This window comes from Flavobacterium pectinovorum, from assembly GCF_900142715.1.
GTDB classification, from domain to species: domain Bacteria; phylum Bacteroidota; class Bacteroidia; order Flavobacteriales; family Flavobacteriaceae; genus Flavobacterium; species Flavobacterium pectinovorum.
Map to the genome: position 1 here is coordinate 112,308 of NZ_FRBX01000004.1, position 22,822 is coordinate 135,129.

Below are 22,822 nucleotides of genomic sequence, written 5' to 3' on the forward strand. Positions count from 1 at the left end.
ATGAAAAGATTAAAAAATATCTGTGTTGGTTTTCTGGTGAGTTTCATCGGTTCAATTCCGCTTGGATATTTAAATCTCGCCGGATTAGAGATTTATTCAAGATCGGGCTTTCATCATTTAGTTTTATTTTTATTCGGAGTTATTTTCGTTGAAACTTTTGTGGTTTATTTTACGTTGCTTTTTGCCAGACAATTGGTTAACAGTAAAAAATTAATGAAAATTATTGATTTTTTTGCCGTCGGGTTTATGTTTGTTCTGGCTTACTTATTTTATTCAAATTCCAATCAAACGACACTTGCAAATAATCATATAAATCAATTTTTGATGTATTCACCGTTTGTAATTGGCGTAATTTTAAATTGTTTTAATTTTCTACAACTGCCATTCTGGACGAGTTGGAATCTATATTTAATTAATGGAAAATATATTGCAACCGAAAAACAGCTAAAATATTATTATATTGCAGGAACTTTAATTGGTGTTTTTTTAGGAATGTTGAGTTTGATAGTAACATTGCAAACCATTTTTCAAAAAACCAACCCATTTTCAAAGTATGTAATGCCTGTTTTTATTCCGTTGTTTTTCATTCTATTGGGGAGTATTCAGGTATTTAAAGTGTATAAAAAATATTTTAAATCATCTGCTTTAGGGATTTAGTTTCTAAAGCTAAAACTCTTCATCCATGAAAAAACTATACTTTCTTCTTCCATTTGTTTTGTTGGCATGTAAATCGAATACTACAGTAGGCGATAAATCTTCAAAAGAAGCATCCAAACCAATTGAAATAACATACAAGGTTCAGGAAACTGAGGTTTCGGATTTTTTAAAATATCTTTCTTCAGATGAATTAGAAGGCCGCGAAACCGGAACCAGAGGAATAGAAAAAGCAGCAGTATTTTTGGAAGATTTCTTAAAAAAGAATAACGTAAAACCGTATTTTAAAACCTATCGCGATACACTTACCAATTTTAAATTGCCGGCTTTTAATATCGTTGGGGTTATTGAAGGAACAGATCCCGTACTTAAAAAAGAGTTTGTGGTTTTAAGCGCACACTACGATCATATTGGTTTAGAGAAAAAGAAACAAGATGATGTTGTAAATAATGGAGCAAATGATGATGCTTCGGGCGTAACGGCTGTGGCTCAAATGGCAAAATATTTTACAGAAACAAAATCGAATAAGCGAAGTATTTTGGTTGTGTTTTTTGCCGGAGAAGAAAAAGGACTTTTGGGTTCTAAAAGTTTAGCTCAAAAACTAAAAGCACAGGATTTTAATTTATATGCACAATTGAATATCGAAATGATTGGAGTTCCAATGAAACGCGATTATTTGGCATACATAACTGGTTTTGATAAGTCAAACATGGCAGAGAAAATAAACCAATATACAGGGAAAAATACAATTGGTTTTTTACCAAAAGAAGCAGAGTATAAATTGTTTTACAGATCTGACAATTTCTCTTTTTATGAAGCATTCAAAAAACCATGTCAATCGATAAGTACTTTTGATTTTGAAAATTTCGAATTCTATCATCATGTTTCAGATGAATTTAAACTAATGGATATTCCACATATGACCGCTTTTATTCAGGAATTTTTACCCGCTGTTACCAAAATGGCAGATACTCCAACAGAGGAAATTACAATGAAATAATAATTACTCTTTTTGTTGGATTGCTTATTTTTGCCACATGAAAAATATTATTGTTACCGGAACGAGTAGGGGAATTGGTTACGAATTGGCTTTGCAGTTTGCCAATGCAGGTCATCAGGTTTTGGCTATCTCGAGAAATACACCTCAGGCACTTTTACAACATCAAAATATAACTTGTCTTTCAGTTGATTTGGCAAACGAATCGGCTTTGGCTGTTGTTGAAGATTTTCTTTCTTCAACATGGAAAAAAGTTGATGCCGTTGTGCATAATGCCGGGGCTTTATTATTAAAACCATTTGCAGAAACAACGCAAGCTGATTTTGAAAGTATTTATAAAGTGAATGTTTTTGGAGTTGCAAATCTTACGAGGATCTGTTTGCCTTATCTTCAAAGCGGAAGCCACGTTGTAACCATAAGTTCAATTGGCGGCGTTAGGGGAAGTCTTAAATTTGCCGGATTGGCAGCTTACAGTTCAAGCAAAGGGGCCGTAATTACTTTAACTGAATTATTAGCCGAAGAATACAAAGAAAAAGGAATTTCGTTTAATGTTCTGGCTTTAGGTTCAGTTCAGACAGAAATGTTAAATGAAGCTTTCCCAGGTTATCAGGCGCCAATTTCTGCTGAAGGAATGGCAACTTATATTTATGATTTTACCTTAAACGGAAATAAATATTTTAATGGGAAGGTTTTGGAAGTTTCTTCGACGAATCCTTAAATTATAAATTCCAATTTTGAACGAATAAACTTTTAACTTCTTACGAATAACATTTAACTCAAAAAATTGAACGAAACCTTAGCTAAATATTTACCGGAACATGCTGTAAAGCCTGCATTTGAACTGATTGTTGCCAATCAGGTTCATTTGAAAATCGTAAATGAGCGACTAACGCGTCATGGCGATTATAGGCGTGGACATACCGGGAAACATGAAATTACAGTAAATTCGAGTTTAAATAAATATCGGTTTTTAATAACGTTAATTCATGAGATTGCCCATTTAGTTGCTTTTGAAAAGTTTGGGCGAAATATAAAACCGCACGGCGACGAATGGAAATTTACTTTTCAAAGATTAATGGTTCCCTTTATTCGTCCAGAGATTTTCCCGGGACAATTATTACCGTTATTAGCGCGTCATTTTAAGAATCCTACAGCAAGTAGTGATACCGATACCACTTTGTCTCTGGCTTTAAAACAATACGACAAGGAAAACGATAAAAACTATGTTTTTGAGATTCCATACGGAAGTGTTTTCAGAATTAAAAACGGAAAAATATTCAAGAAACTTGCCGTGAGAACAAAACGTTTTGAATGCATCGAAATAAGCTCAGGAAGAACCTATCTTTTTAATCCAAATGCTGAGGTTGAATTGATCAACATCAAGTAGAAATTCCAATAAAAAAAAATCCAAATTCCAAACTTGTGGGGAAATTCCAATTATAAAGGAAAATCCCAAATTCCAACTTGCTTAGTTTTGGAATTTGGGATTTATTTTTTGGAATTTCCTGTATATTGGAATTTGAAAAAGTTTACCCTTCTCTCAAATATGCTTCTCTTACTTTCTTAAACAGGTTCGAAGAGTAAACAAACTTCACAATATCTTTATTGTCTGTTCTAAAGATTTCTTCTTTGGTTCCCTGCCACGCTTTTAAACCTTTTTTAAGGAATACGATATTCTCACCAATTTCCATAACCGAGTTCATATCGTGCGTATTAATTACGGTGGTAATATTATATTCTTTAGTGATTTCCTGAATCAGATTATCAATCAAAGTTGAAGTATTTGGATCTAAACCAGAGTTTGGTTCATCACAAAACAAATATTTCGGATTGTTTACAATAGCACGGGCAATAGCCACACGTTTTTGCATACCTCCTGAAATTTCTGAAGGTAATTTTCTATGAGCATCAACTAGATTAACTCTTTCCAAAACAAAATCAACACGTTCTTTGATTTTTGCTCTATTATCGTTGGTAAACATTTTTAGAGGAAAAGCAACGTTCTCTTCAACAGTCATCGAATCAAATAAGGCACTTCCCTGAAAAACCATTCCAATTTCAGTTCTTAATTCTCTTTTTTCATCCGGATCTAAATCAGCATAAACTCGTCCGTCAAATTCAATAGTTCCAGAATCAGGTGTATGAATTCCTAATAAACTTTTTAATAAAACTGTTTTTCCGGATCCACTTTGTCCAATAATTAAGTTGGTTTTTCCAGTTTCAAAAACTGTCGAAACCCCTTTTAGAACTTTGCTATCTCCAAATGATTTTTCTAAATTTTTTACTTCTATCATGATCCTAGTAACAATTGTGTTAGTATATAATTAAAAAGAATGATACAAACCGACGTCCAAACAAATGAAACTGTACTGGCTTTACCAACCTCTAGTGCTCCACCTTTCATATAATAACCATGAAAAGATGGGATTGTTGCCAATAACATTGCGAAAATTAGCGTTTTGATAAAGGCATAAACAATATGAAACGGAATAAATTCCATTTGTGCACCATCAATAAAAGCGGCACTTGTTGTAAAACCTCCGTAAACTCCGGCAAGCCATCCTCCAAAAATTCCCAAAAACATACTGATACCAATAACAAATGGATACAATAGCAAAGCAATAATTTTAGGGAAAACTAAATAGTTTAATGAATTTACACCCATTACTTCTAAAGCATCAATTTGTTCTGTAACACGCATTGTACCAATACTTGATGTGATGAACGAACCCATTTTTCCGGCCATAATAACCGAAATAAAAGTAGGGGCAAACTCTAAAATTACAGATTGACGTGTAGCAAAACCAATTAAATATTTTGGAATTAACGGATTTGTTAAGTTTAGTGCGGTCTGAATGGCAACAACTCCTCCTACGAAGAAAGAGATAAAACAAACGATACCTAGTGAGTCGATAATCAAATCATCGATTTCTTTGAAAATTAAATTTCTCATAACAGACCATTTTGTCTGTTTATTAAAAATTTCTTTTAGCATTAAAAAATATCTTCCTATCTGAGATAAGTAACGAATTAGCATCATAAGTTTTACAAATATTGGCTAAGGTAAAAATAAGTTATGAGTTTTGGGTTATGAGTTACCGATTTTCGGTTGTTTTTCGAATCAAATTAACTTTTGTTTCATTTTCTCAAAACGATATTTTCTTATAAATTTAGCCTGTTCGGGTGTAACTAATAAAGGTGTTTTTGCTTTTTTTGCTTTCCAGAATCCTGTGATATAATCGAAAAACAAGAATGGTTTTTTCTTCATCATCGCCAGTTTTGCCGAAGCAATTGCGGTAATCCAAAAACCGTATCCCAAGGTGTAAAAAGCTTCACCCTGTTTATAACGTGCTGTTTTATTGTAATTTGCGCCAGTAGGTTTAAGATGTTTTACATGTAAAGAAGTGTCTGTAACTATTTTCCAGTCATAGTATTTACAAAGTAATTCGTCTACGGTGTCCCAGCCCATAGCGGGTTTTAAACCTCCAATTTGCTGGAAAGTTTCTTTTCTGTAGGCTTTTAATGCGCCGCGAATATGATCTTTATCGGTTAGGTTTTCTAAAACCCAGTCACCATTTTTTTCAATGTAACAAAATCCGCCCACCATTCCAATTTTTGGATCAGATTGGAAATGATTGATTATGGTTTCGAAATAATTGGAAGGAAAAATTAAATCGCCGTCTATTTTTACAATAATATCATATTCTGAATCCAATGTTTCAAAACCTTTCTGAAAAGCCTGAATTACTTTACTTCCCGGCATGTGAATCGCATCTGAAGTTTTATTAACCACAGAAATAAACGGATTTTCTTTTGCAAAACCCAACACGATTTCTTCTGTTTTATCTGTTGAATTGTCGTTTACAACCACAATTTTAGAAGGCAAAACAGTTTGCGAAACCAAAGATTGTAAGGTCAGGCCAATTAAATCCTGTTCGTTGTGCGCGGGAATAACGATGTAATATTTCATTTTAAATTCCAATTTTTTTTTAAATCCCAAATTCCAATTGCTGAGAATAAATCCAACTTTCTAAAATTCCAAATTCCAATCTTACCGATAAGGTTAAAATTGGAATTTGGAATTTATTTTTTGGAATTTGCCGTTAGGCTTTTATTTTCTCGGCAACAACAATATAATATCTCGGAGTGAAATATCTTAAAAGTGGTCTAAAACCAAACTTTTTTACCGGATGTGTAAATTTTTGGCGATCGGTTATTTTCCAGCCTGTTTTTTCTAAAAGCCAGTCTAATTGCCAGTCTTCAAATTCATGATAATGTCTGTCCCACATATCTGTTTTTGAACGATATGCCGGAGAAAACCATAAACGTAACGGAATCGAAATTAGCAATTTGTCACATTTTACGTTTTGTAAAATAGTGTATGGATTTAATAAATGTTCGAAAATTTCAAATGCCGTAAAAACAGTATATTCTTCTGTTTGTAGCGCCCTTTGATCGTTATCTAAATCTTCGCCTTTTGTATTTTTTACGGTATAACCATTTTCTTCCATTATTTTAGAGAATGGATTGGGTACGCCAAAATCAAAAATGGTTTCTGATGTCTTGACATGTTTTTGTAAAAATTCTAAAGTAAGTTTGAATCTTTTATTGGGAAACGTTTTTTCGTACATTTTTTATTTTTTATCGGCAAAGGCGCAAATATACAAAGTTATCTTCTTTTTTGTATTTTTTAATTAGGATGAAAATCAAAAGTCCGCATTTAAAATATGTTTTCAAATGCGGACTATAATTTTATACTTTATGTGATTTACTAATAGCTTCGTAGAAACGTAATCTTTATAGATAATTAGGTAATGGATTTTTAGAGCTCCATCGGAGCGATATGTTTTGCACTTGCCAAAATATCGCTCCGATGGAGCTTTTCCCAAAATGAATTATTTGTTCTATAAATGTGACGTCCCACTGGGACTTATTATATAACTTAATTAATATCGGTAAACAAAGGCATTAACGTTCATTCCGGCTCCAACGGAAGCAAAAATGACAACATCGCCTTTATTAATTTCGTGATTTTCTAATTTTCCTTGTATCAAAAGATCATACAAAGTTGGTACGGTTGCTACGCTTGAGTTTCCTAAATCATGAATACTCATTGGCATAATATCTTTAGGTGCAGTTTTGTCGTACAGTTTATAAAAACGATCGACAATAGCTTCGTCCATTTTTTCATTTGCCTGATGTATCAGGATTTTTTTTACCTCATCGATTCCAATTCCGCTTTTGTCTAAACAGCTTTTCATTGCGCAAGGAACCTGAATTAATGCAAACTCGTAGATTTTACGACCGTACATTTTAATGTATTTTATATCCGGATCTAAATCTGGATTATATGATTTTCCGAAGTAAAGGAAATTAGCTTCATCATTAGCATAAGTAGCACTTTCGTAAGATAGTAAACCAGTTTCGTCATCTTCAGAAGCCTCTAAAATAGAAGCACCGGCACCATCAGAATAAATCATAGAATCACGATCGTGATCGTCTACAACTCTTGATAAAGTTTCAGCTCCAATGACCAAAACTCTTTTTGCCATTCCGGATTTAATAAATGCATTGGCTTGCAAAACACCTTCGATCCAGCCTGGGCATCCAAAAAGAATGTCATAAGCCACACATTTAGGGTTTTTTATATCCAGTTTGTTTTTTACACGAGTGGCCAAACTTGGTAAAATATCAGTTTGATGTGTACCTGTTTTTACGTCGCCAAAATTATGGGCAAAAATGATGTAATCTAAAGTTTCACGATCTATATTAGCATTTTCAAGTGCTCTTTCAGCAGCAAAAAAAGCTAAATCAGATGAAGTATGATGATCTTCGGCATAACGACGGTTTTCGATTCCGGTAATGCCTTTAAATTTTTTAATTACAACTTCATTCGGGTATCCAAAAGGAGTTCCGTCTTCATTTAAAAAAATATGTTTATCAAAGTCAGTATTCTTAACTTCTTTATTAGGAATGTAACTTCCTATACCAATTATTTTTATTTTCATTATTCCTTAATTATCCGATAAATTTATTGCTAAATTATAAATAAATTTATGATAACTATCATAAAAAATACTATGCATGCATATAATTATGAAATAGTAATTTTTTTTATGGATATATTGTTTATTTTCTAATGATTTTGTGGTTTTATCGAGATTTCAAACGTTTGCGAATTGTTTGAGAACTTATTTTTATTTCGTAGAATTCTTAAAGTCATTTTGATTTTGTTATAAATGAAACTGAAGGTTTTAAAAGTGTTAAAATAGAAAGTCCTGTTTTGCTTTGAAGTATTAAAGTGGTTTTGAAAACGAGTCGCGTGAGGGATAGAAGGAAGCTACCGAAGTAGCCCGGATAGCCCGACAGCACCCCGATGAGAGGGCGTATGCACACCAAGTATATTTGCCCTCTCATCGGGATGGAGGCACGCCCAACTTATAATTGTTTAGAAAGTTTCAGGTTCAAATAACTTGAAACCTTAAACCTGAAACAAAAAATAAACCCGAAAGATTTTTAAAATCTGTCGGGTTTGGAATTTATAATAAAAGAAAACTTATTTCTTAGTTTTCCATATAAGCTTCAATAGGAGCACAGCTGCAGATTAAATTTCTGTCGCCGTAAGCATCGTCTACACGACGAACAGATGGCCAGAATTTATTTTCAGCAATATACTCTAATGGGTAAGCTGCTTTTTCTCTAGTATAAGGAAAATCCCAAGAATCAGTAGTTAACATTGCCAATGTGTGAGGTGCATTTTTCAATACATTGTTTTTATCATCGGCTGTTGAAGCTTCAATCTCTTTTCTGATTGAAATAAGCGCATCACAAAAACGATCTAACTCTGCTAAATCTTCAGATTCAGTTGGTTCGATCATTAAAGTTCCAGCTACAGGGAAAGAAACCGTTGGTGCGTGGAAACCGTAATCCATTAAACGTTTTGCGATATCGCCAACTTCGATTCCGTTTTCTTTAAACGAACGACAATCTAAAATCATTTCGTGAGCTGCTCTTCCGCATTCTCCTGTATAAAGAATTGGATAGTGTCCTTCGAAACGGGCTTTCATGTAGTTAGCATTTAAAATAGCATGTTCTGTAGCACTTTTTAATCCTTCAGCACCCATCATTGTGATGTAACCGTAAGAAATTAAACAAACTAAAGCTGATCCGTAAGGTGCAGATGAAATTGCTGTAATAGCTTGTTCGCCACCAACTTTTAAGATTGGGTTTGTTGGTAAAAAAGGTACTAATTTTTCGTTCACACAAATTGGTCCAACTCCAGGTCCACCTCCACCGTGAGGAATAGCGAATGTTTTGTGTAAGTTTAAGTGACAAACGTCAGCGCCAATTGTAGCCGGGTTTGTTAAACCAACCTGAGCATTCATATTAGCACCATCCATATATACTAATCCGCCATTGTCGTGGATTAATTTTGTGATTTCGATAATTGAAGATTCGAAAACTCCGTGAGTAGAAGGATACGTTACCATTAAACAAGATAAATCATCTTTATGCTCAATCGCTTTTTCTCTTAAATCTTCTACGTCAATATTTCCTTCCGGAGTAGTTTTAGTAACGATAATTTTCATTCCGGCCATCGCTGCAGAAGCAGGATTTGTTCCGTGTGCCGATGAAGGGATTAAACATACATTACGGTGACCTTCGTTTCTTGACAAATGGTAAGCACGAATAGCCATTAAACCAGCATATTCTCCCTGAGCTCCTGAGTTAGGCTGTAATGTTGTTCCGGCAAATCCGGTAATTACATTCAATTGCTCTTCTAATTTTTTAAGCATTGTGATATAACCTTCAGCTTGCTCAACTGGTGCAAAAGGGTGAATGCTGTTCCAGTTTGGCATCGATAAAGGCAACATTTCTGAAGCTGCGTTTAGTTTCATTGTACAAGAACCTAATGAAATCATCGAATGATTCAATGATAAATCTTTACGCTCTAACTTTTTGATGTAACGCATGATCTGACTTTCTGAATGATGATTGTTGAATACATCATGCGTTAAGAAAGATGACGTTCTTTCTAATGAAGCCGGTAATTGACTTGAAGCAGTTAATTCAGAAACAGTAAAACTTTCTTTTCCTAAAGCCTCAGCAAAAATCGCAATAATTTGATTGATGTCGGCAATTGAAGTTGTTTCGTTGAATGAGATCGAAATTGTATCAGCATCAACATAAAAGAAATTTACTTCATTTTTCTCAGCAATCGCTTTTACTTTTTGAGCATCAGCTTTTACCAAAATAGTATCAAAGTAAGCCGTATTAGTCTGGTAAACGCCTAATTTATTTAACGCTTCAGCAGCAGTAACTGCCGATGCGTGAACTTTACCTGCAATATATTGTAATCCTTTTGGACCGTGGTAAACAGCATACATTCCGGCCATAACGGCTAATAAAACCTGAGCTGTACAAATATTTGAAGTTGCTTTTTCACGTTTAATGTGCTGCTCACGAGTTCCTAAAGCCATACGTAAAGCGCGATTTCCATTAACATCAATAGAAACCCCAATAATACGACCTGGCATAGATCGTTTGTATTCGTCTTTAGTTGCAAAAAAAGCAGCGTGTGGACCACCATAACCCATTGGTACACCAAAACGTTGTGTAGTTCCAACCACTACAGCAGCTCCCATTTCTCCCGGAGAAGTTAAAGCAGCTAGTGATAAAATATCTGCAGCAAAGGCAACTTTGATTTCATTTTCTTTTGCTTTAGCAACAAAAGCACTATAATCGTTTACCTGACCATATTTTCCCGGATATTGTAAAATGGCTCCGAAGAACTCATTTGAAAAATCAAACGTTTCGTGGTTTCCAACAACTAATTCAATTCCAATAGGAGTTGAACGTGTTTGAAGTATAGATAAAGTTTGTGGTAAAATTTCTTCAGAAACGAAGAATTTGTTTGTATTGTTTTTCTTTTGGTCACGTGTACGAACGTCAAATAACAAAGCCATAGCTTCGGCAGCTGCAGTTCCTTCATCTAATAAAGATGCGTTTGCAATTTCCATTCCTGTTAATTCAATAACCGTAGTCTGGAAGTTTAAAATAGCTTCAAGACGACCTTGAGCAATTTCTGCCTGATAAGGTGTGTAAGCTGTATACCATCCTGGATTTTCGAAGATATTTCTTTGAATTGGCGCAGGAACAATAGTTGGGTGATAACCCAAACCAATATACGATTTGAATACCTTATTTTTCTTTCCTAATTCCTGAATGTGATTTGCGAATTCGTACTCCGTCATTGCAGGATCTAAATTCAAAGGCGCTTTTAAACGAATGTCATCCGGAAGAGTTTCATAAACAAGTTGTTCAATCGATTCCACTCCAATAGTCTTTAACATGTGTTGAAGATCTGTTTCTCTTGGGCCAATGTGTCTTAAAGCAAAAGCATCTGTTCTCATTTGTAGCTATCTATTTTTTTAAAGGCAATGCAATTAACAAAGCGTAAACTTCAATTTAAGCAGTATACACAAGGTTTATTACATTTTATAGTAAATGTGTTGTTTTTTGTGGCGCAAAATTAAGTATTATTAATAATTTAATAGGTATTTTTAACTTCAATTTTTATGAAATTTCTAACTAAAGAGTTGATTTGTTAATAATTGATTAGATTTAAGGAATGAAAGTGTTGAAACAAATATTCGATTTTTACCTCCATAGTAGTATTCATGTGGCTTTGTCGTGTTATGCATTAGTTCATATAACATTTTATTTCTTTCATATTCAATATGATGAACAAATGGCTTTGTTCGTTTTTTTTGGAACAATTGTGGGGTATAATTTTGTTAAATATGATGCGTTGGTTCGGGTGAAAAAAAAACCAATCGGAAATCAGTTAAAAATTATAGCAGTTTTGAGTTTTGTTTCTCTGATTTTAGTTGGCTATTATTTTTTTCAGTTAAAAAGAATTACCCAAATAGTCTCCTTTGGAATATTTGCTATAACTGCACTCTACACACTTCCGTTTTTTCCAAATCGTAAAAATGCCAGAAACTGGACCGGTGTAAAAATTTACATTGTGGCACTTTGTTGGGTAGGAGCAACGCTGGTTTTACCTTATATAAATGCCGAAATTCCTTTTACAGGTAACTTTTTCATTAAATGCATTCAGCGTTTTGTCTTGGTTTTTGTGCTGATTCTGGTTTTCGAGATTTTAGATTTAGCCAATGATGATCCGCATTTGCAAACCGTTCCGCAGACAATTGGCGTTAAGCGTACAAAAATTTTAGGCTTTTCATTATTAGTTCCGTTTTGGGTTTTAGGAATTTTAAGTTTTACACTTCATGATCTTATTATCAATCTTGTAATGGTTCTTACTTTGATGTTGTTTATTCTATTCGCCAATACAAATCGATCAAAATATTATACTTCTTTTTGGGTCGAAAGCGTACCCATTTTTTGGTGGCTGATGATAGTGTTTCTGTAAATAAAAAATCCGATGCGTTCAACATCGGATTCTAAATAATAATATTTTGGGCGTGTCCCTCCGGGTCGGGCTATCCGCTGCAAGTCCTCGCACTTCCTCCGTCAGGCTGTGGGCTTTCCACTTCTATCCCTCACGCAAACCGTAAAGCGAGAAAATTCATTTTTTAAAGAAAATTTTAGATGATTTATTTGAATTGCCTCCAGCTTTAGCTGGAGGTAAAAATGATAGAATAAAAGTGGCTTTAGCCAAATATTATATTCTTTATTTAAATTATGCTATTTTTCAGAAACATCTTTTAGAACTTTATTTCTTTCCAAAAGAAACTGCGTCATATGTTTTTCGAGAAATAAAATATCAAATAATTCTCCAAAAATTCCGAAAGGCGTTTCATATTCCAATTTATCTTTCATAATTGTAAAACCATTTACTTCTTCAAAAAAATGTTGATGCTTGAAAGATTTGAATTTGCCTTTTTCCATTTCATCGACAAAATAATCATTAAATGTCATTGCGGTAATTCGACTTTTATGTGTGAGATAAAAACCGAAATGTTTACCACGCCAGGTTACAGTTTCGTCAAAATTTATTAATCCAGAAGTTACGCCTGCAATTGCTTTTTCACTTGTTTTACTCGCAGATTTCTGATGAATATCGATATTTCGTGAAGCATCAAAAACGATTTGTTTTGGTGCTTTTATTTTTGTTGTGAGGTTTATTGTTGTCATAATTAATCAGCTTATTTCAAGTCCCAGCGGGACGTTATGTTTATAGAACAATGAAAAAAAGGTTTTTGAACCCCAGCGAGGTGGAATGTTAAGGAATAATCAGAAAGCAAATATATCGCTCCGCTGGAGCTTAAAAGAACGATGCATTTTTATGTTTTCTATAAATATTACGCTCCGCTGGAGCTATCAGAAAATAATAAATTATTTGCGTAACAAATCTTCAAAAGCTTCATCAATATCTCCAAACTTAAATTTAAAGTCATTATCCAAAAGTCGTTTCGGAATCACATTTCTGCTTTTCAAAACCAACTCCGGTTGAGTACGAATAATGAATGAACCAATTTCTAACAAGAAAGTATTCAACGGAATTCCGAATGGAAAACCAACTGCTTTTCTAAGTTTCTGCATAAAATCAGCATTACGAACTGGTTCCGGAGAGACAACATTCACAATTCCGGTCATTTCTTTTTGAATGACAAATTCAATTGCATTGGCAAAATCTTCTTCGTGAATCCAACTCACAAACTGGTTTCCTTTTCCTTGTTTGCCTCCAAAACCTGTTTTTGCCAAAGTTTTTAACGGAATAAAAGCACCGCCATTTTTACCTAAAACAATCGAAGTTCGCAAAGCTGTTTTTAAAGTATTTGGCGTTTCGATTTTAAAAAATGCTTTTTCCCATGAAAGCGCAACATTAATAGAAAAATCATTTCCAATTTCGCCATCAACCTCATCCATTTGTTTGTCAAGAGAAAATCTATAAATAGTAGAAGTTGATGAATTCAGCCAGTGTTTTGGCGGATTAGTACAATTTAAAACCGCTTTGTTTAAAATTCTTGTGCTTTGAATTCTTGACCATAAAATCTCTTTTTTGTTTTCTTTCGTATAACGGCAATCAACAGATTTTCCTGCAAGATTAATTAGAACGGTTGCATTTTCGAGTTCGTTTTCCCAGCCGGAAAAACTCTTTGCGTTCCAGTTTATATATTTAATTCCGTCAATTGTTTTAGATTTTCCTCTGGTCAGAATTACAATTTCATCAAATTTATCTTTGAATTTATGGACTAAAACCTGTCCTAAAAATCCTGTTCCGGCTGCGATTATAAGTTTGTTCATTTTGAGTATGTTTTTTTTGCCACGAATTGCACGAATTACACTAATTTTTAAAATGTGCAATTTTAGTGCTAAAAGTTAATTTGTGAAAATTCGTGAAATTCGTGGCGAACTTTTTAATGATAATTACGCTTTAAAAACCAATCTTTCTTCTTGTTGCGCTTCTTTGGCTTTTCTTTTTCCTCTAAAGAAGAAATACAAATTGAAGAACAACATTACTCCCAAATAAATAGAAAATCCGCCAATTTTATAGCTTAATCTTTCGATCAATTCCTGATAACTGTTGTTGCTTAATTGCATTTCCAGAATCATTAAAGCGAAACCAATATTTAAAAGATAAAATCCGGTTTCAAAAAGTTTGTTGGTGGCTTCTGCAATATCTTCGCGGCCTTTAAAAATGTCCAGCATAAATATTTTTCCGTTTTTAAAAAGAGTTTTAGAAACATAATAAGTAAGAAATAAAGCGATTGGTAAATAAAGTCCGTAACCGATTAAGATTTTTGTAGTTTCCATGATATTTAATTTAAGGTATTATTTAATTAATTTGTGAATGTACTTGGTTAGAATAATGATATTGAGATAATGCAATATCGAAATGATGAAAATTATAATTGCTGTTTTTGTTCCGATGGTTTCAATTAATTGCGTCGAAGATGAAATTTTTTGCCAGGAAATAAGCGTCATTGCACAGTAACCGATATTTAAAAGATAATAGCCTAAAAGTAAAACCTGATTAATTTTTTGGCAGATATCAGCATGGTTCGGGATCAGTTCTGCGACGTAAATGTTTCCGTTTCTGTAACAGATTTTACCAACTCTTAGAATAATGAAAATCGTAATGCCGAGATAGATAAAATATCCAATGATGTTGAAATTCATGACGATTATTTTTTTGGGTTAATATTCATAATTTAAGCCGCGTTGTGTCAAAAGGTATGCAATTTCCAATTTGCGTTTGTTTTTTACTTCAATGGCAGATCCTTTTGCAAGAAAAACGGAAGTTGGAATTGCAGTTTCTAAAAACTCAAAGTCATGACCATAATTTTCCTGAAAATCAATATCAACTTTATGTTTTAGAACTTTAAATTGTTCCCATCCCGGGTGTTGAACTTCATACTCGAAAGTGGTTTCGTTATCAATTTTAGTATATCCAAAATAATGTTCTGTAATAAATTCAGCTTCAGAACCGATTTCAATTTCTATTGGATTCTTTTCCGTTTCTAACTGAATTGTATTCCATTGTTCCTTATTTTTCCATTGATAGATAAAAGTTTGCGTATTATCATCTTCAACAATTTCATGTTTCATTTTCTGAGTTTCATAATGTTCCTGATACAAAGTATTTGCAATGAATGTAATCGCTTTTTTTGGAACAATTTCTTTGATGAAAACTACGCCGCGTTTCCATTCGCCGTTTTCAAAACGTTTTACGTAAAATCTTAAATTGACTTCTTCAAAATTGACATGAAACGGAATTTTTACGCCCAGAACTTTTGTGTTTTTAAACATAAACCCAACCAGACTTACATAACATTTGTTGTTCCAGATATCGATTTCAGTTCCTGCAGGAATATATTTTTCTAAGATTTTAGGATCAACTTCATAATTCAAAAGAGCTAAGTTTTTCCATTCTGCATGTAGAAATGAATCAGAAGTAATATTGGCTGTCAAAAAGTAGAAGTAAGTTGCTATTACCATTGGAAACAGAAAAAAACTAATAAGATTTTCGAAATCATTTCCTAATGCAGAATTGGTAAGGATCAGAAAAAAATCAATCACAACCAAAATCCAGTAAAGTCGAATTTTTCTCTTTTTTTCTTTGCTGAGTTCCTTCATTTTTGTGAGTAAAATAATTCCGATTGTTATTTGTACAATCCCTAAGACGATTTGAAAGAGCATTCCAAAATAGACTAAAAGATAAAGTCCAAGAGTTGTGAAATAAAATATTTTGTTGATTTTGTGTAAATTGGTAAAAGTTGTCATCTTGTGTTTGTTTTGAACTTTCAGAAAAAAATGAAAGTTTTATTTAAATTTTTTTACTTCATGATTTTTAGAACCAAACGTCCTAACCAGTTTTCGTTGAACTCTGTTATTTTATCTAACATATTATCTGCTTTTAAAACAAAATCGTATAATTTAGAAGTTTGATCAACAAAGTGTTTTTCTTCTGCAGAATTGTTTGATTCAATTGTCGAAACTTCCTTTAAAATTTTAAGAGCAGGTTTGATTTCTCTTTTGCTTCTTTCTCTCGAAATTTTTACGGCCAATTCGTCCAGATCTTTTTCGGCAGTAAAAAACTCTCTTCTTTCTCCCGCTTTGTATTCTTTATAAACAATTCCCCAATCCATTAAAGCTCTTAGGTTCATGCTGGCATTTCCGCGCGAAATTTGCAATTCCTCCATAATATCTTCCATCGAAACAGCTTCATTCGAGACCATTAATAAAGCATGGATTTGCGCCATGGTTTTATTAATTCCCCACTGAGAACCTAACGCTCCCCAGGTTTGTACAAACTTATTTTTTGCTTCTTTGAATTCCATAGAACAAATGTAAACAAAAGTTTTTAAACTTTCAAAAATAAATGAAACTTATTTTCAAAACATATTATTTTTTAAGAATAGTCTTATGTATTGTTTTTTGTGTTTTATGACAAAGAATCTTCTTTCTGTAACATTTTCCTAATTAAATCTGTAGTTCTAAAATAGCTTTGGGTATAAATTTTTAAAATTATTTTTTAATATCCTCATTATTAATAAATAATCAAGTCGTGGAGCAGAACCCACTTAAAAAACGAACTGTTTCGCTCAGTAAAATGCGAAGGTGTCATCTGAAAAGCCTTATGAGTAAGACAAATAATTAAATCATTAAGATATGAATTCATTTATTGGAAAATGGGTAGATCAACAAAATGTGTTAATCACAATTACCGGATCTAAAACTAGCATTAGTGTAGCTTACGGCAACGGACGCGGCCCCTTTCAAGGTACTCTAAACGCTTCTAATCCATCAGTAATTACCGTAAACTTTACGGATGATGGAGGAAATAAAACAGGTACGCTGTCAAATAACAATTCTGATATAAATTGGGATAATGGGACAACTTGGAAACAACTAGTTTATTTAAGAAAAAATGCATGGGATGACAACAACGGTGGGCAATTTATAGATAAGTCTGGCAATTATACCGACCTTTATTGGTATGCAAAAGCTGTTAAGGTAATGCAATCCCGCCCAATAAGCGATCCTACCAGCTGGTGGTTTTATGCTGCAATTCATGGTGAATTACTATTGCCAGGATCTTTATATCCAAAGCCATACCAATATCTAAACTGGAAGAATGTTAACTACATAGGAGCAGCTGCAAATTTAAGTGTGGTTCCATCCAATGCATTAACAACTATTTTTTGGGATCAATGTCAGCATGGTACCTGGTTTTTCCCTCCTTGGCACAGAGGTTATTTGGTAGCATTAGAAAATATTCTTCGTACCATTATATCTCAATTAAATGGCCCTTCGGACTGGGCATTGCCCTATTGGAATTATCTAAACCAATCTACTGTCTATATTGAATCTCATATCCCTCCGGCATTTACACTTACTGTTTTACCGGATAACACCCCAAATCCTTTGTACGTACCTGAGCGTTATGGACCTAATGTACAAGTAGGTAATGGAGAGAATTCAGCAAATGATCAATGTCAATGGGATACCATTTACAGTGAAGGAGCTGCCCCTGCAAAACTTGGAGCAGGTGATTTAAATGGCTATTTTTATGGTGGCGGAGAAACCGGATTTTCACATAGCGGTTCAGAAACCGGAGATCTTGAGCAGAATCCTCATAATTTCGTTCATGGTATGGTAGGTGGACAAAATGCTGCGGGACAAATAGGTTTGATGGGCGTGCCGGCAACAGCAGGGCTCGATCCTATATTTTTCTTGCATCATTCTAATATTGACCGTATGTGGGATGCCTGGAATGTAACAGGACAAAATAACAATCCTTCGGATGTAAATTGGCTGGCCGGACCAACTGCTAATGGCAATTCACAATTTGCTATGCCTTTGGATGCACAGGGTACTGCCTGGTATTACACACCTGCAGATGTTCAAACGACAAATAATTTGAAGTATAACGGATCTTATTATTCTTATACATATAGCGATCTCTCTTTAACTTCTTATGACACAATTCAACCGGGTTTTTTGAAAGAGAACTTATCTCTTAGATTAAATAAACTGAGTGCGATAAATTTAGAAACAGGAATTAAGATGGCTAGTAAACAAAATAATGAATTAGTTGGAGCAAGTAGTGGTTCAATTACATTAAAGGATAAAGAAACCAAAGCTACTGTTCAATTGGATAAAACGGCATGGAAATCAGTAAAGAATAGTCTTTTAAAAGCTTCTGTCTCTAATATCCCCGATGAGGTGTATCTTCAGTTAGAAGGTGTAAAAGGAGGCGCTGACTCCAATTTTCTTTCAGTTTATGTAAATAATACATTTATTAAGTCTGTTTCTCTTTTTGGACTCCTTGGTGCATCTCTGAAAAATACTGCTCATGGCGGTGCAGGACTTACTTTTAAATTCAATATCACAAGTATTGTTGACGAATTACATCTTGAGAGTGCTATTGATATTAATTCACTAGATGTTCAAATAAAGAGTAAAGATGCCCCTCTCGATGGTGATGAAATCACAGTAGAGCGAATAGGAATTTACCGTTCAGGGCAATAAGTCAAAAAAGACATATGAAACTTTCACAAAACAAGCGTATTGCAATTAATTTAGTATTTATCAGCATTTTTGTCTGGACATTACTTTTGGTAAACCCTGGACATATTATGGCAATGAAATACTGTCATGTATTTGCTTCATGTCCCTCTGCAACATCATTTCAGATGTTGCTTGAGATGAAGCTTTTTTCTGCGCAATTAATTGGTTGGGGGCTTATGGTGGTTGCAATGATGCTTCCTAAATTAATTCTGCCCATTCAGTTTATTTACCAACAGAGCTTCAAACGCTATCGTTTCTTGTGTTCTTTATTATTTGTGTTTGGCTATATATTAGTATGGATGGTTGTTGGTGTTTTTATGATAGAAATAATAATGGGAGTTAACCTTTTACTACCCATGTCTTATATGCCTGCATTTGGATTGTTTGTCATTGCATTAGTATGGGAGATTTCGCCAATAAAGCAGCGTTTTTTAAACCTCGGTCATGATCATCGAATTCTGTCAGCCTTTGGATGGAAGGCCTTTAGGGATTCATTGTTTTTTGGACTTACCCACGGTGTTTGGTGCATTGGTTCTGGATGGGCATTGATGCTATTTCCTATGCTTTTACCCAAAGGGCACAATTTAGCGATGCTAGTTGTAACTTTTATTATGATTAGTGAACACCTGGAATATCCAAGATTCCCTAAGTGGCTCTTTATTCCTCGTATGAAATTATTAAGAATCATTGTTGTGCAAACAAAAATCAAATTGATGACCTTTTGATATTATAGAGCCTAAACCCAGAATCCACATTATTACTTCAATTAGAATTTCCTTCGAGAACTAATACTCCTTTTTATATTAAAATTAGATGTATTAGTTCATGGGGGCTATTCTATTGGTATTCACTGAACTTTGTTTTCTGTATTTGGTTTTTAAATGCTGATAATGAGTATTTTATGATGAAAAAACGATTCGTATTAATTTTTAAGGCTCTCATACATAATAATCCCCCTCTTATATCATTTTTTTATTCCAGGCTTTATTTCTGACATAATTTTACTACAGAAAATAAAAAATAACACCATTTGTTTTCAGGATTTGTTTCTAATTGATCTCTCATAAGAAAATCTTAATCAGTTGATATGATTTATAAAAGTTTGTTAGATGAGAAAGACAAATTATAAGGAAACAACAAAATTTAGAAAGTGGAGCAGAAACCACTTAAAAAACGAACTGTTTCGCACAGTAAAATGCGAAGGCGGATCTGAAAAGCCAAATGAGTAGGACTAAAACTAATTGTTATGCAACCAATACCTGTAAAAGTTAAAAATGTTAATGTATATCCTTATGTCGAATGGCATGGAGGAGGAGTTGGACCTGTAATTCTTCCGGTTATCGAAGGAGCCAGCGGAACTTATGCTGTTGGAACACTTATTATGTCTGTATTCTATAATCTTGACCTTAATGTCACCGAAAAACCTAAGCTGGGCATTCACCAAAGATATGTAGCAATGGGCGAAACAGAAGACGGAACTCCTTTTACGACTCCGTGGATGTATTGCACAAACGCAAGCAATCAGCCGGAATTTGGAAGAACTATTACACTTAATCAGCCAAACTCTGAAGCAAATAGCGTAGGAAGTGTGCCTCCTTATATTACACTTGGTCCGCTTACGGATATTACAGTAAGTCAGTTATTTCCACCGCCGGCAATTGGGCAAATATTGCTTATTGAAAGTGGTTCCGGAAATGTTATTGCAACAAGAACCGGTACACCTCACGAAATGGGAGTTGAAGTAAAAGGCGGTAAACGTTTCGGAAACTTATCGGCAGGAGCAAAAAACATCATTATTACCGGAAAAAACCAGGACGGAAAAACAGTAACGATGGGTGATTTAACTTGTTTAGATCCAAATGAACCGGCAATTTTCTTACGTCAGTTTGGACCTTTTAATTAAACCAAATATTAATCATAAAAATAAAAATTATGGGAGTAATGATGCCATATGGCGCCGCCATTAGAGAAGCTTTGGCTTCGAACGATCTAACAAAGATGGAAGCTATTGCCGAGCAAGCAAAACAAACAATAAAACAACAAGGAGATCTTACTGCAGCGTACTTAGAATTGATTGAAGCAATTGCTGCACTAAAAACTAAAAAATAGTTGTGTTGTCTTGTAGAAATAAAGGTGTATCCGAAAAACCTAAAAGAGTAGGAATAATTTAAAATACAAATATCATGGGATTTATACCAATGTACGGAGTTGCGATTCGGGATGCTATCGCTTCAAACGACTTATCTAAAATGGAAGCTATTGCAGAACAGGCCAAACAAACCGTAAAGGAACAAGGGGATTTAAGTGCTGCTTTGGTAGAATTGCTGGATGCAATTGATGCTTTAAAAAATAAAAGATAAAAAAATAACGAGCTGTCTTGTTAAGTAAAACAAGGGTGGATCCGAAAAACCTTAAGAGTAGGAATAACTTAAAACAACAATATTATGGGAGTAACAATGCTTTACGCAGCAGGAATCAGAGAGGCGATTGCTTCAAATGATTTAGAAAAAATGAAAGCAGTCGCCGAACAGGCGAAACAAACTGTAAGAGAACAAGGAGACTTAAGCTCAGCATTGATAGAATTGTTAGAAGCAATTGAATCATTGAGAAAGTAATCTAAAAAAGACGGTTTATTAAGATTCGCTTTTTAAACCGTTTTTTTAAATAATGACCAAACCCTAAATAAAATTAAGATGGATACGATTAAGACTTCAACACGATACAGAGTAAGAGACGATTATAAAACTGCCACGCCGGTTCATGTAGTATGGGAAATTACTTTAGCCTGTAATTTAAAATGCTCGCATTGCGGATCAAGAGCTGGAAAAGTAAGGCCTGGTGAATTAACGACAGAACAATGTTTCGGAGTTATTGATAGTCTTAAACGTCTTGGTACAAGAGAAATTACAATTATTGGCGGCGAGGCTTTTTTAAGAAAAGACTGGCTGGAAATTATAGAAAGAATAAGTCAAAGCGGTATTGAATGTTCGATGCAGTCCGGAGCATACAATTTAAATGAAGAAAGAATTATTGATGCCAAAAAAGCAGGAATCAGAAACATTGGTGTTTCTATTGATGGATTACCGGATACACATAATAAAATCAGAGGAAGAAGAGATTCATTTGAACATGTAATTCATTGTCTTCAGCTTTTAAAAAAGCACAATATTCCGTCAAGCGTAAATACAGTGATTACAAAAACCAATAAAAATGAGCTGAATGAATTAGTGGATGTTCTGATTGAAAATGGTGTGAAAAACTGGCAAATACAACTTGCCGTTGCCATGGGAAATGCCGTTGATAATTCAGACGAATTGATTCTGCAACCTTATGAATTAAATGATTTTTACGAAAATCTTATTGTAATCTACAGAAAAGCATTAGCCAATAATGTTTTGATACAAGCAGGAAACAACATTGGATATTTTGGTCCATACGAACATATTTGGAGACAGGGCAATGAAAAATATTATACAGGCTGTTCAGCAGGACATACCGGAATTGGTATCGAAGCCGACGGTAAAATAAAAGGCTGCCCGTCATTGCCAACAAACGCATATACCGGAGGAAATGTAAAAGACATGGATCTCGAAGACATCTGGAAATACAGTGAAGAAATGGTTTTTTCCAGATATAGAAATAAAGAAGAATTATGGGGCGGTTGTAAAGGCTGTTATTATGAATCTTCTTGTTTGGCGGGCTGCACTTGGACAAGTCATGTGTTGTTTGGCAAAAGAGGAAACAACCCGTTTTGTCATTACCGTGCTTTAGAATTAAAAAAGAAAGGACTTAGAGAACGTATCAGAAAAACACAAGAAGCGCCCGGACTTTCTTTTGATCAGGGACTTTTTGAAATTATAGTAGAAAATGAAAAAGGAGAAATTGTCGAAATACAATCTCCTAACGATACACAAGTACTTCCGGTTTCAAACAATATAGACAGGGTTCCCAGAATTCCTAAAGCATTAAAATTATGCAACGGCTGTGATAATTATGTGTATGAAGAAGAAACTACCTGCAGCTTTTGTAATGCCGATGTTCAGAAAGTAAATGATGAATATGCCATTAAAATGGAAAGAGCAAAACGATCGCTGGAGAAACTCGAATTATTAATGATGAAATAAT

Annotated in this window: 24 protein-coding genes; 12 read left to right on the forward strand and 12 right to left on the reverse strand. The window is 34.0% G+C overall.

What is annotated here, in order from left to right:
• From BUE22_RS14120 to BUE22_RS14135, 4 genes are all read left to right on the forward strand, one after another.
• Positions 1–657 (forward strand): hypothetical protein, encoded by a 657-nt coding sequence (locus BUE22_RS14120; RefSeq protein WP_073395661.1) that lies wholly within the window; start codon positions 1–3, stop codon positions 655–657.
• A gap of 25 nt (positions 658–682) precedes the next feature.
• Positions 683–1,654, forward strand: a complete 972-nt coding sequence (locus BUE22_RS14125) for a M20/M25/M40 family metallo-hydrolase (protein WP_073395665.1) — start codon at positions 683–685, stop codon at positions 1,652–1,654.
• A 37-nt stretch (positions 1,655–1,691) separates the two neighbouring features.
• Positions 1,692–2,369 (forward strand): SDR family NAD(P)-dependent oxidoreductase, encoded by a 678-nt coding sequence (locus BUE22_RS14130; protein WP_073395668.1) that lies wholly within the window; start codon positions 1,692–1,694, stop codon positions 2,367–2,369.
• 66 nt (positions 2,370–2,435) lie between these two features.
• Entirely contained in the window at positions 2,436–3,038 is a 603-nt protein-coding gene (locus tag BUE22_RS14135; protein WP_073395671.1) for a SprT-like domain-containing protein, read from the forward strand.
• Positions 3,039–3,180: 142 nt separating this feature from the next.
• Here the strand turns inward: BUE22_RS14135 and BUE22_RS14140 are convergent, their stop codons facing one another.
• From BUE22_RS14140 to gcvP, 6 genes are all read right to left on the reverse strand, one after another.
• The gene (locus tag BUE22_RS14140; RefSeq protein ID WP_042565823.1) at positions 3,181–3,945 is read right to left on the reverse strand and encodes an ABC transporter ATP-binding protein; all 765 of its coding nucleotides are present in this window, start codon (positions 3,943–3,945) and stop codon (positions 3,181–3,183) included.
• Positions 3,942–4,691: an MlaE family ABC transporter permease gene (locus BUE22_RS14145; protein WP_042565824.1), complete on the reverse strand. Its 750-nt coding sequence runs from the start codon at positions 4,689–4,691 to the stop codon at positions 3,942–3,944. Before BUE22_RS14145 ends, BUE22_RS14140 begins: the two co-directional genes overlap by 4 nt.
• Before the next feature lie 81 nt (positions 4,692–4,772).
• Positions 4,773–5,621 carry a glycosyltransferase family 2 protein gene (locus tag BUE22_RS14150; protein WP_073396693.1) on the reverse strand — a complete coding sequence of 283 codons (849 nt, stop codon included), beginning with the start codon at positions 5,619–5,621 and terminating at the stop codon, positions 4,773–4,775.
• Positions 5,622–5,754: 133 nt separating this feature from the next.
• The gene (locus BUE22_RS14155) at positions 5,755–6,282 is read right to left on the reverse strand and encodes a methyltransferase (protein WP_073395674.1); all 528 of its coding nucleotides are present in this window, start codon (positions 6,280–6,282) and stop codon (positions 5,755–5,757) included.
• Between the two features lie 315 nt (positions 6,283–6,597).
• Entirely contained in the window at positions 6,598–7,659 is a 1,062-nt protein-coding gene (locus tag BUE22_RS14160) for a 3-oxoacyl-ACP synthase III family protein (RefSeq protein WP_042565827.1), read from the reverse strand.
• Positions 7,660–8,214: 555 nt separating this feature from the next.
• Complete coding sequence (gene gcvP, locus BUE22_RS14165; RefSeq protein ID WP_073395677.1) at positions 8,215–11,064, reverse strand: aminomethyl-transferring glycine dehydrogenase; 2,850 nt, start codon at positions 11,062–11,064, stop codon at positions 8,215–8,217.
• A gap of 218 nt (positions 11,065–11,282) precedes the next feature.
• Here gcvP and BUE22_RS14170 point away from each other — a divergent pair, with 218 nt between their 5' ends.
• Positions 11,283–12,089, forward strand: coding sequence for a UbiA prenyltransferase family protein (locus BUE22_RS14170; protein WP_073395680.1), 807 nt, complete (start codon positions 11,283–11,285; stop codon positions 12,087–12,089).
• Positions 12,090–12,364: 275 nt separating this feature from the next.
• Here the strand turns inward: BUE22_RS14170 and BUE22_RS14175 are convergent, their stop codons facing one another.
• The 6 genes from BUE22_RS14175 to BUE22_RS14200 form a co-directional block, all read right to left on the reverse strand.
• A complete protein-coding gene (locus tag BUE22_RS14175; RefSeq protein WP_073395683.1) occupies positions 12,365–12,814 on the reverse strand; it encodes an SRPBCC family protein in 450 nt (149 codons plus the stop codon).
• Between the two features lie 201 nt (positions 12,815–13,015).
• Complete coding sequence (locus tag BUE22_RS14180) at positions 13,016–13,927, reverse strand: TIGR01777 family oxidoreductase (RefSeq protein WP_073396696.1); 912 nt, start codon at positions 13,925–13,927, stop codon at positions 13,016–13,018.
• A gap of 123 nt (positions 13,928–14,050) precedes the next feature.
• Positions 14,051–14,437, reverse strand: a complete 387-nt coding sequence (locus BUE22_RS14185; protein ID WP_042565831.1) for a hypothetical protein — start codon at positions 14,435–14,437, stop codon at positions 14,051–14,053.
• Between the two features lie 18 nt (positions 14,438–14,455).
• The gene (locus BUE22_RS14190) at positions 14,456–14,803 is read right to left on the reverse strand and encodes a hypothetical protein (RefSeq protein ID WP_073395686.1); all 348 of its coding nucleotides are present in this window, start codon (positions 14,801–14,803) and stop codon (positions 14,456–14,458) included.
• An 18-nt stretch (positions 14,804–14,821) separates the two neighbouring features.
• Positions 14,822–15,907, reverse strand: coding sequence for a YqjF family protein (locus BUE22_RS14195; RefSeq protein ID WP_317043537.1), 1,086 nt, complete (start codon positions 15,905–15,907; stop codon positions 14,822–14,824).
• Between the two features lie 53 nt (positions 15,908–15,960).
• Entirely contained in the window at positions 15,961–16,464 is a 504-nt protein-coding gene (locus BUE22_RS14200) for a GbsR/MarR family transcriptional regulator (protein WP_073395689.1), read from the reverse strand.
• A gap of 331 nt (positions 16,465–16,795) precedes the next feature.
• On the opposite strand from BUE22_RS14200, the gene BUE22_RS14205 reads away from it, so the two are divergent.
• The 7 genes from BUE22_RS14205 to BUE22_RS14235 all read left to right on the forward strand — a co-directional run bounded on the left by BUE22_RS14205 (position 16,796) and on the right by BUE22_RS14235 (position 22,821).
• Positions 16,796–18,658 (forward strand): tyrosinase family protein, encoded by a 1,863-nt coding sequence (locus BUE22_RS14205; protein ID WP_084540262.1) that lies wholly within the window; start codon positions 16,796–16,798, stop codon positions 18,656–18,658.
• A gap of 14 nt (positions 18,659–18,672) precedes the next feature.
• Positions 18,673–19,422, forward strand: coding sequence for a copper chaperone (locus BUE22_RS14210; RefSeq protein ID WP_073395691.1), 750 nt, complete (start codon positions 18,673–18,675; stop codon positions 19,420–19,422).
• A 521-nt stretch (positions 19,423–19,943) separates the two neighbouring features.
• A complete protein-coding gene (locus tag BUE22_RS14215; RefSeq protein ID WP_042565835.1) occupies positions 19,944–20,600 on the forward strand; it encodes a hypothetical protein in 657 nt (218 codons plus the stop codon).
• A 29-nt stretch (positions 20,601–20,629) separates the two neighbouring features.
• Positions 20,630–20,806 (forward strand): DUF1843 domain-containing protein, encoded by a 177-nt coding sequence (locus BUE22_RS14220; RefSeq protein ID WP_073395694.1) that lies wholly within the window; start codon positions 20,630–20,632, stop codon positions 20,804–20,806.
• A 74-nt stretch (positions 20,807–20,880) separates the two neighbouring features.
• On the forward strand, positions 20,881–21,057 hold the full coding sequence (locus BUE22_RS14225; RefSeq protein WP_073395697.1) for a DUF1843 domain-containing protein: 177 nt from the start codon (positions 20,881–20,883) through the stop codon (positions 21,055–21,057).
• A gap of 84 nt (positions 21,058–21,141) precedes the next feature.
• Entirely contained in the window at positions 21,142–21,312 is a 171-nt protein-coding gene (locus tag BUE22_RS14230) for a DUF1843 domain-containing protein (protein WP_073395700.1), read from the forward strand.
• A gap of 78 nt (positions 21,313–21,390) precedes the next feature.
• Complete coding sequence (locus tag BUE22_RS14235) at positions 21,391–22,821, forward strand: radical SAM/SPASM domain-containing protein (RefSeq protein WP_073395702.1); 1,431 nt, start codon at positions 21,391–21,393, stop codon at positions 22,819–22,821.
• Position 22,822: the final 1 nt, after the last annotated feature.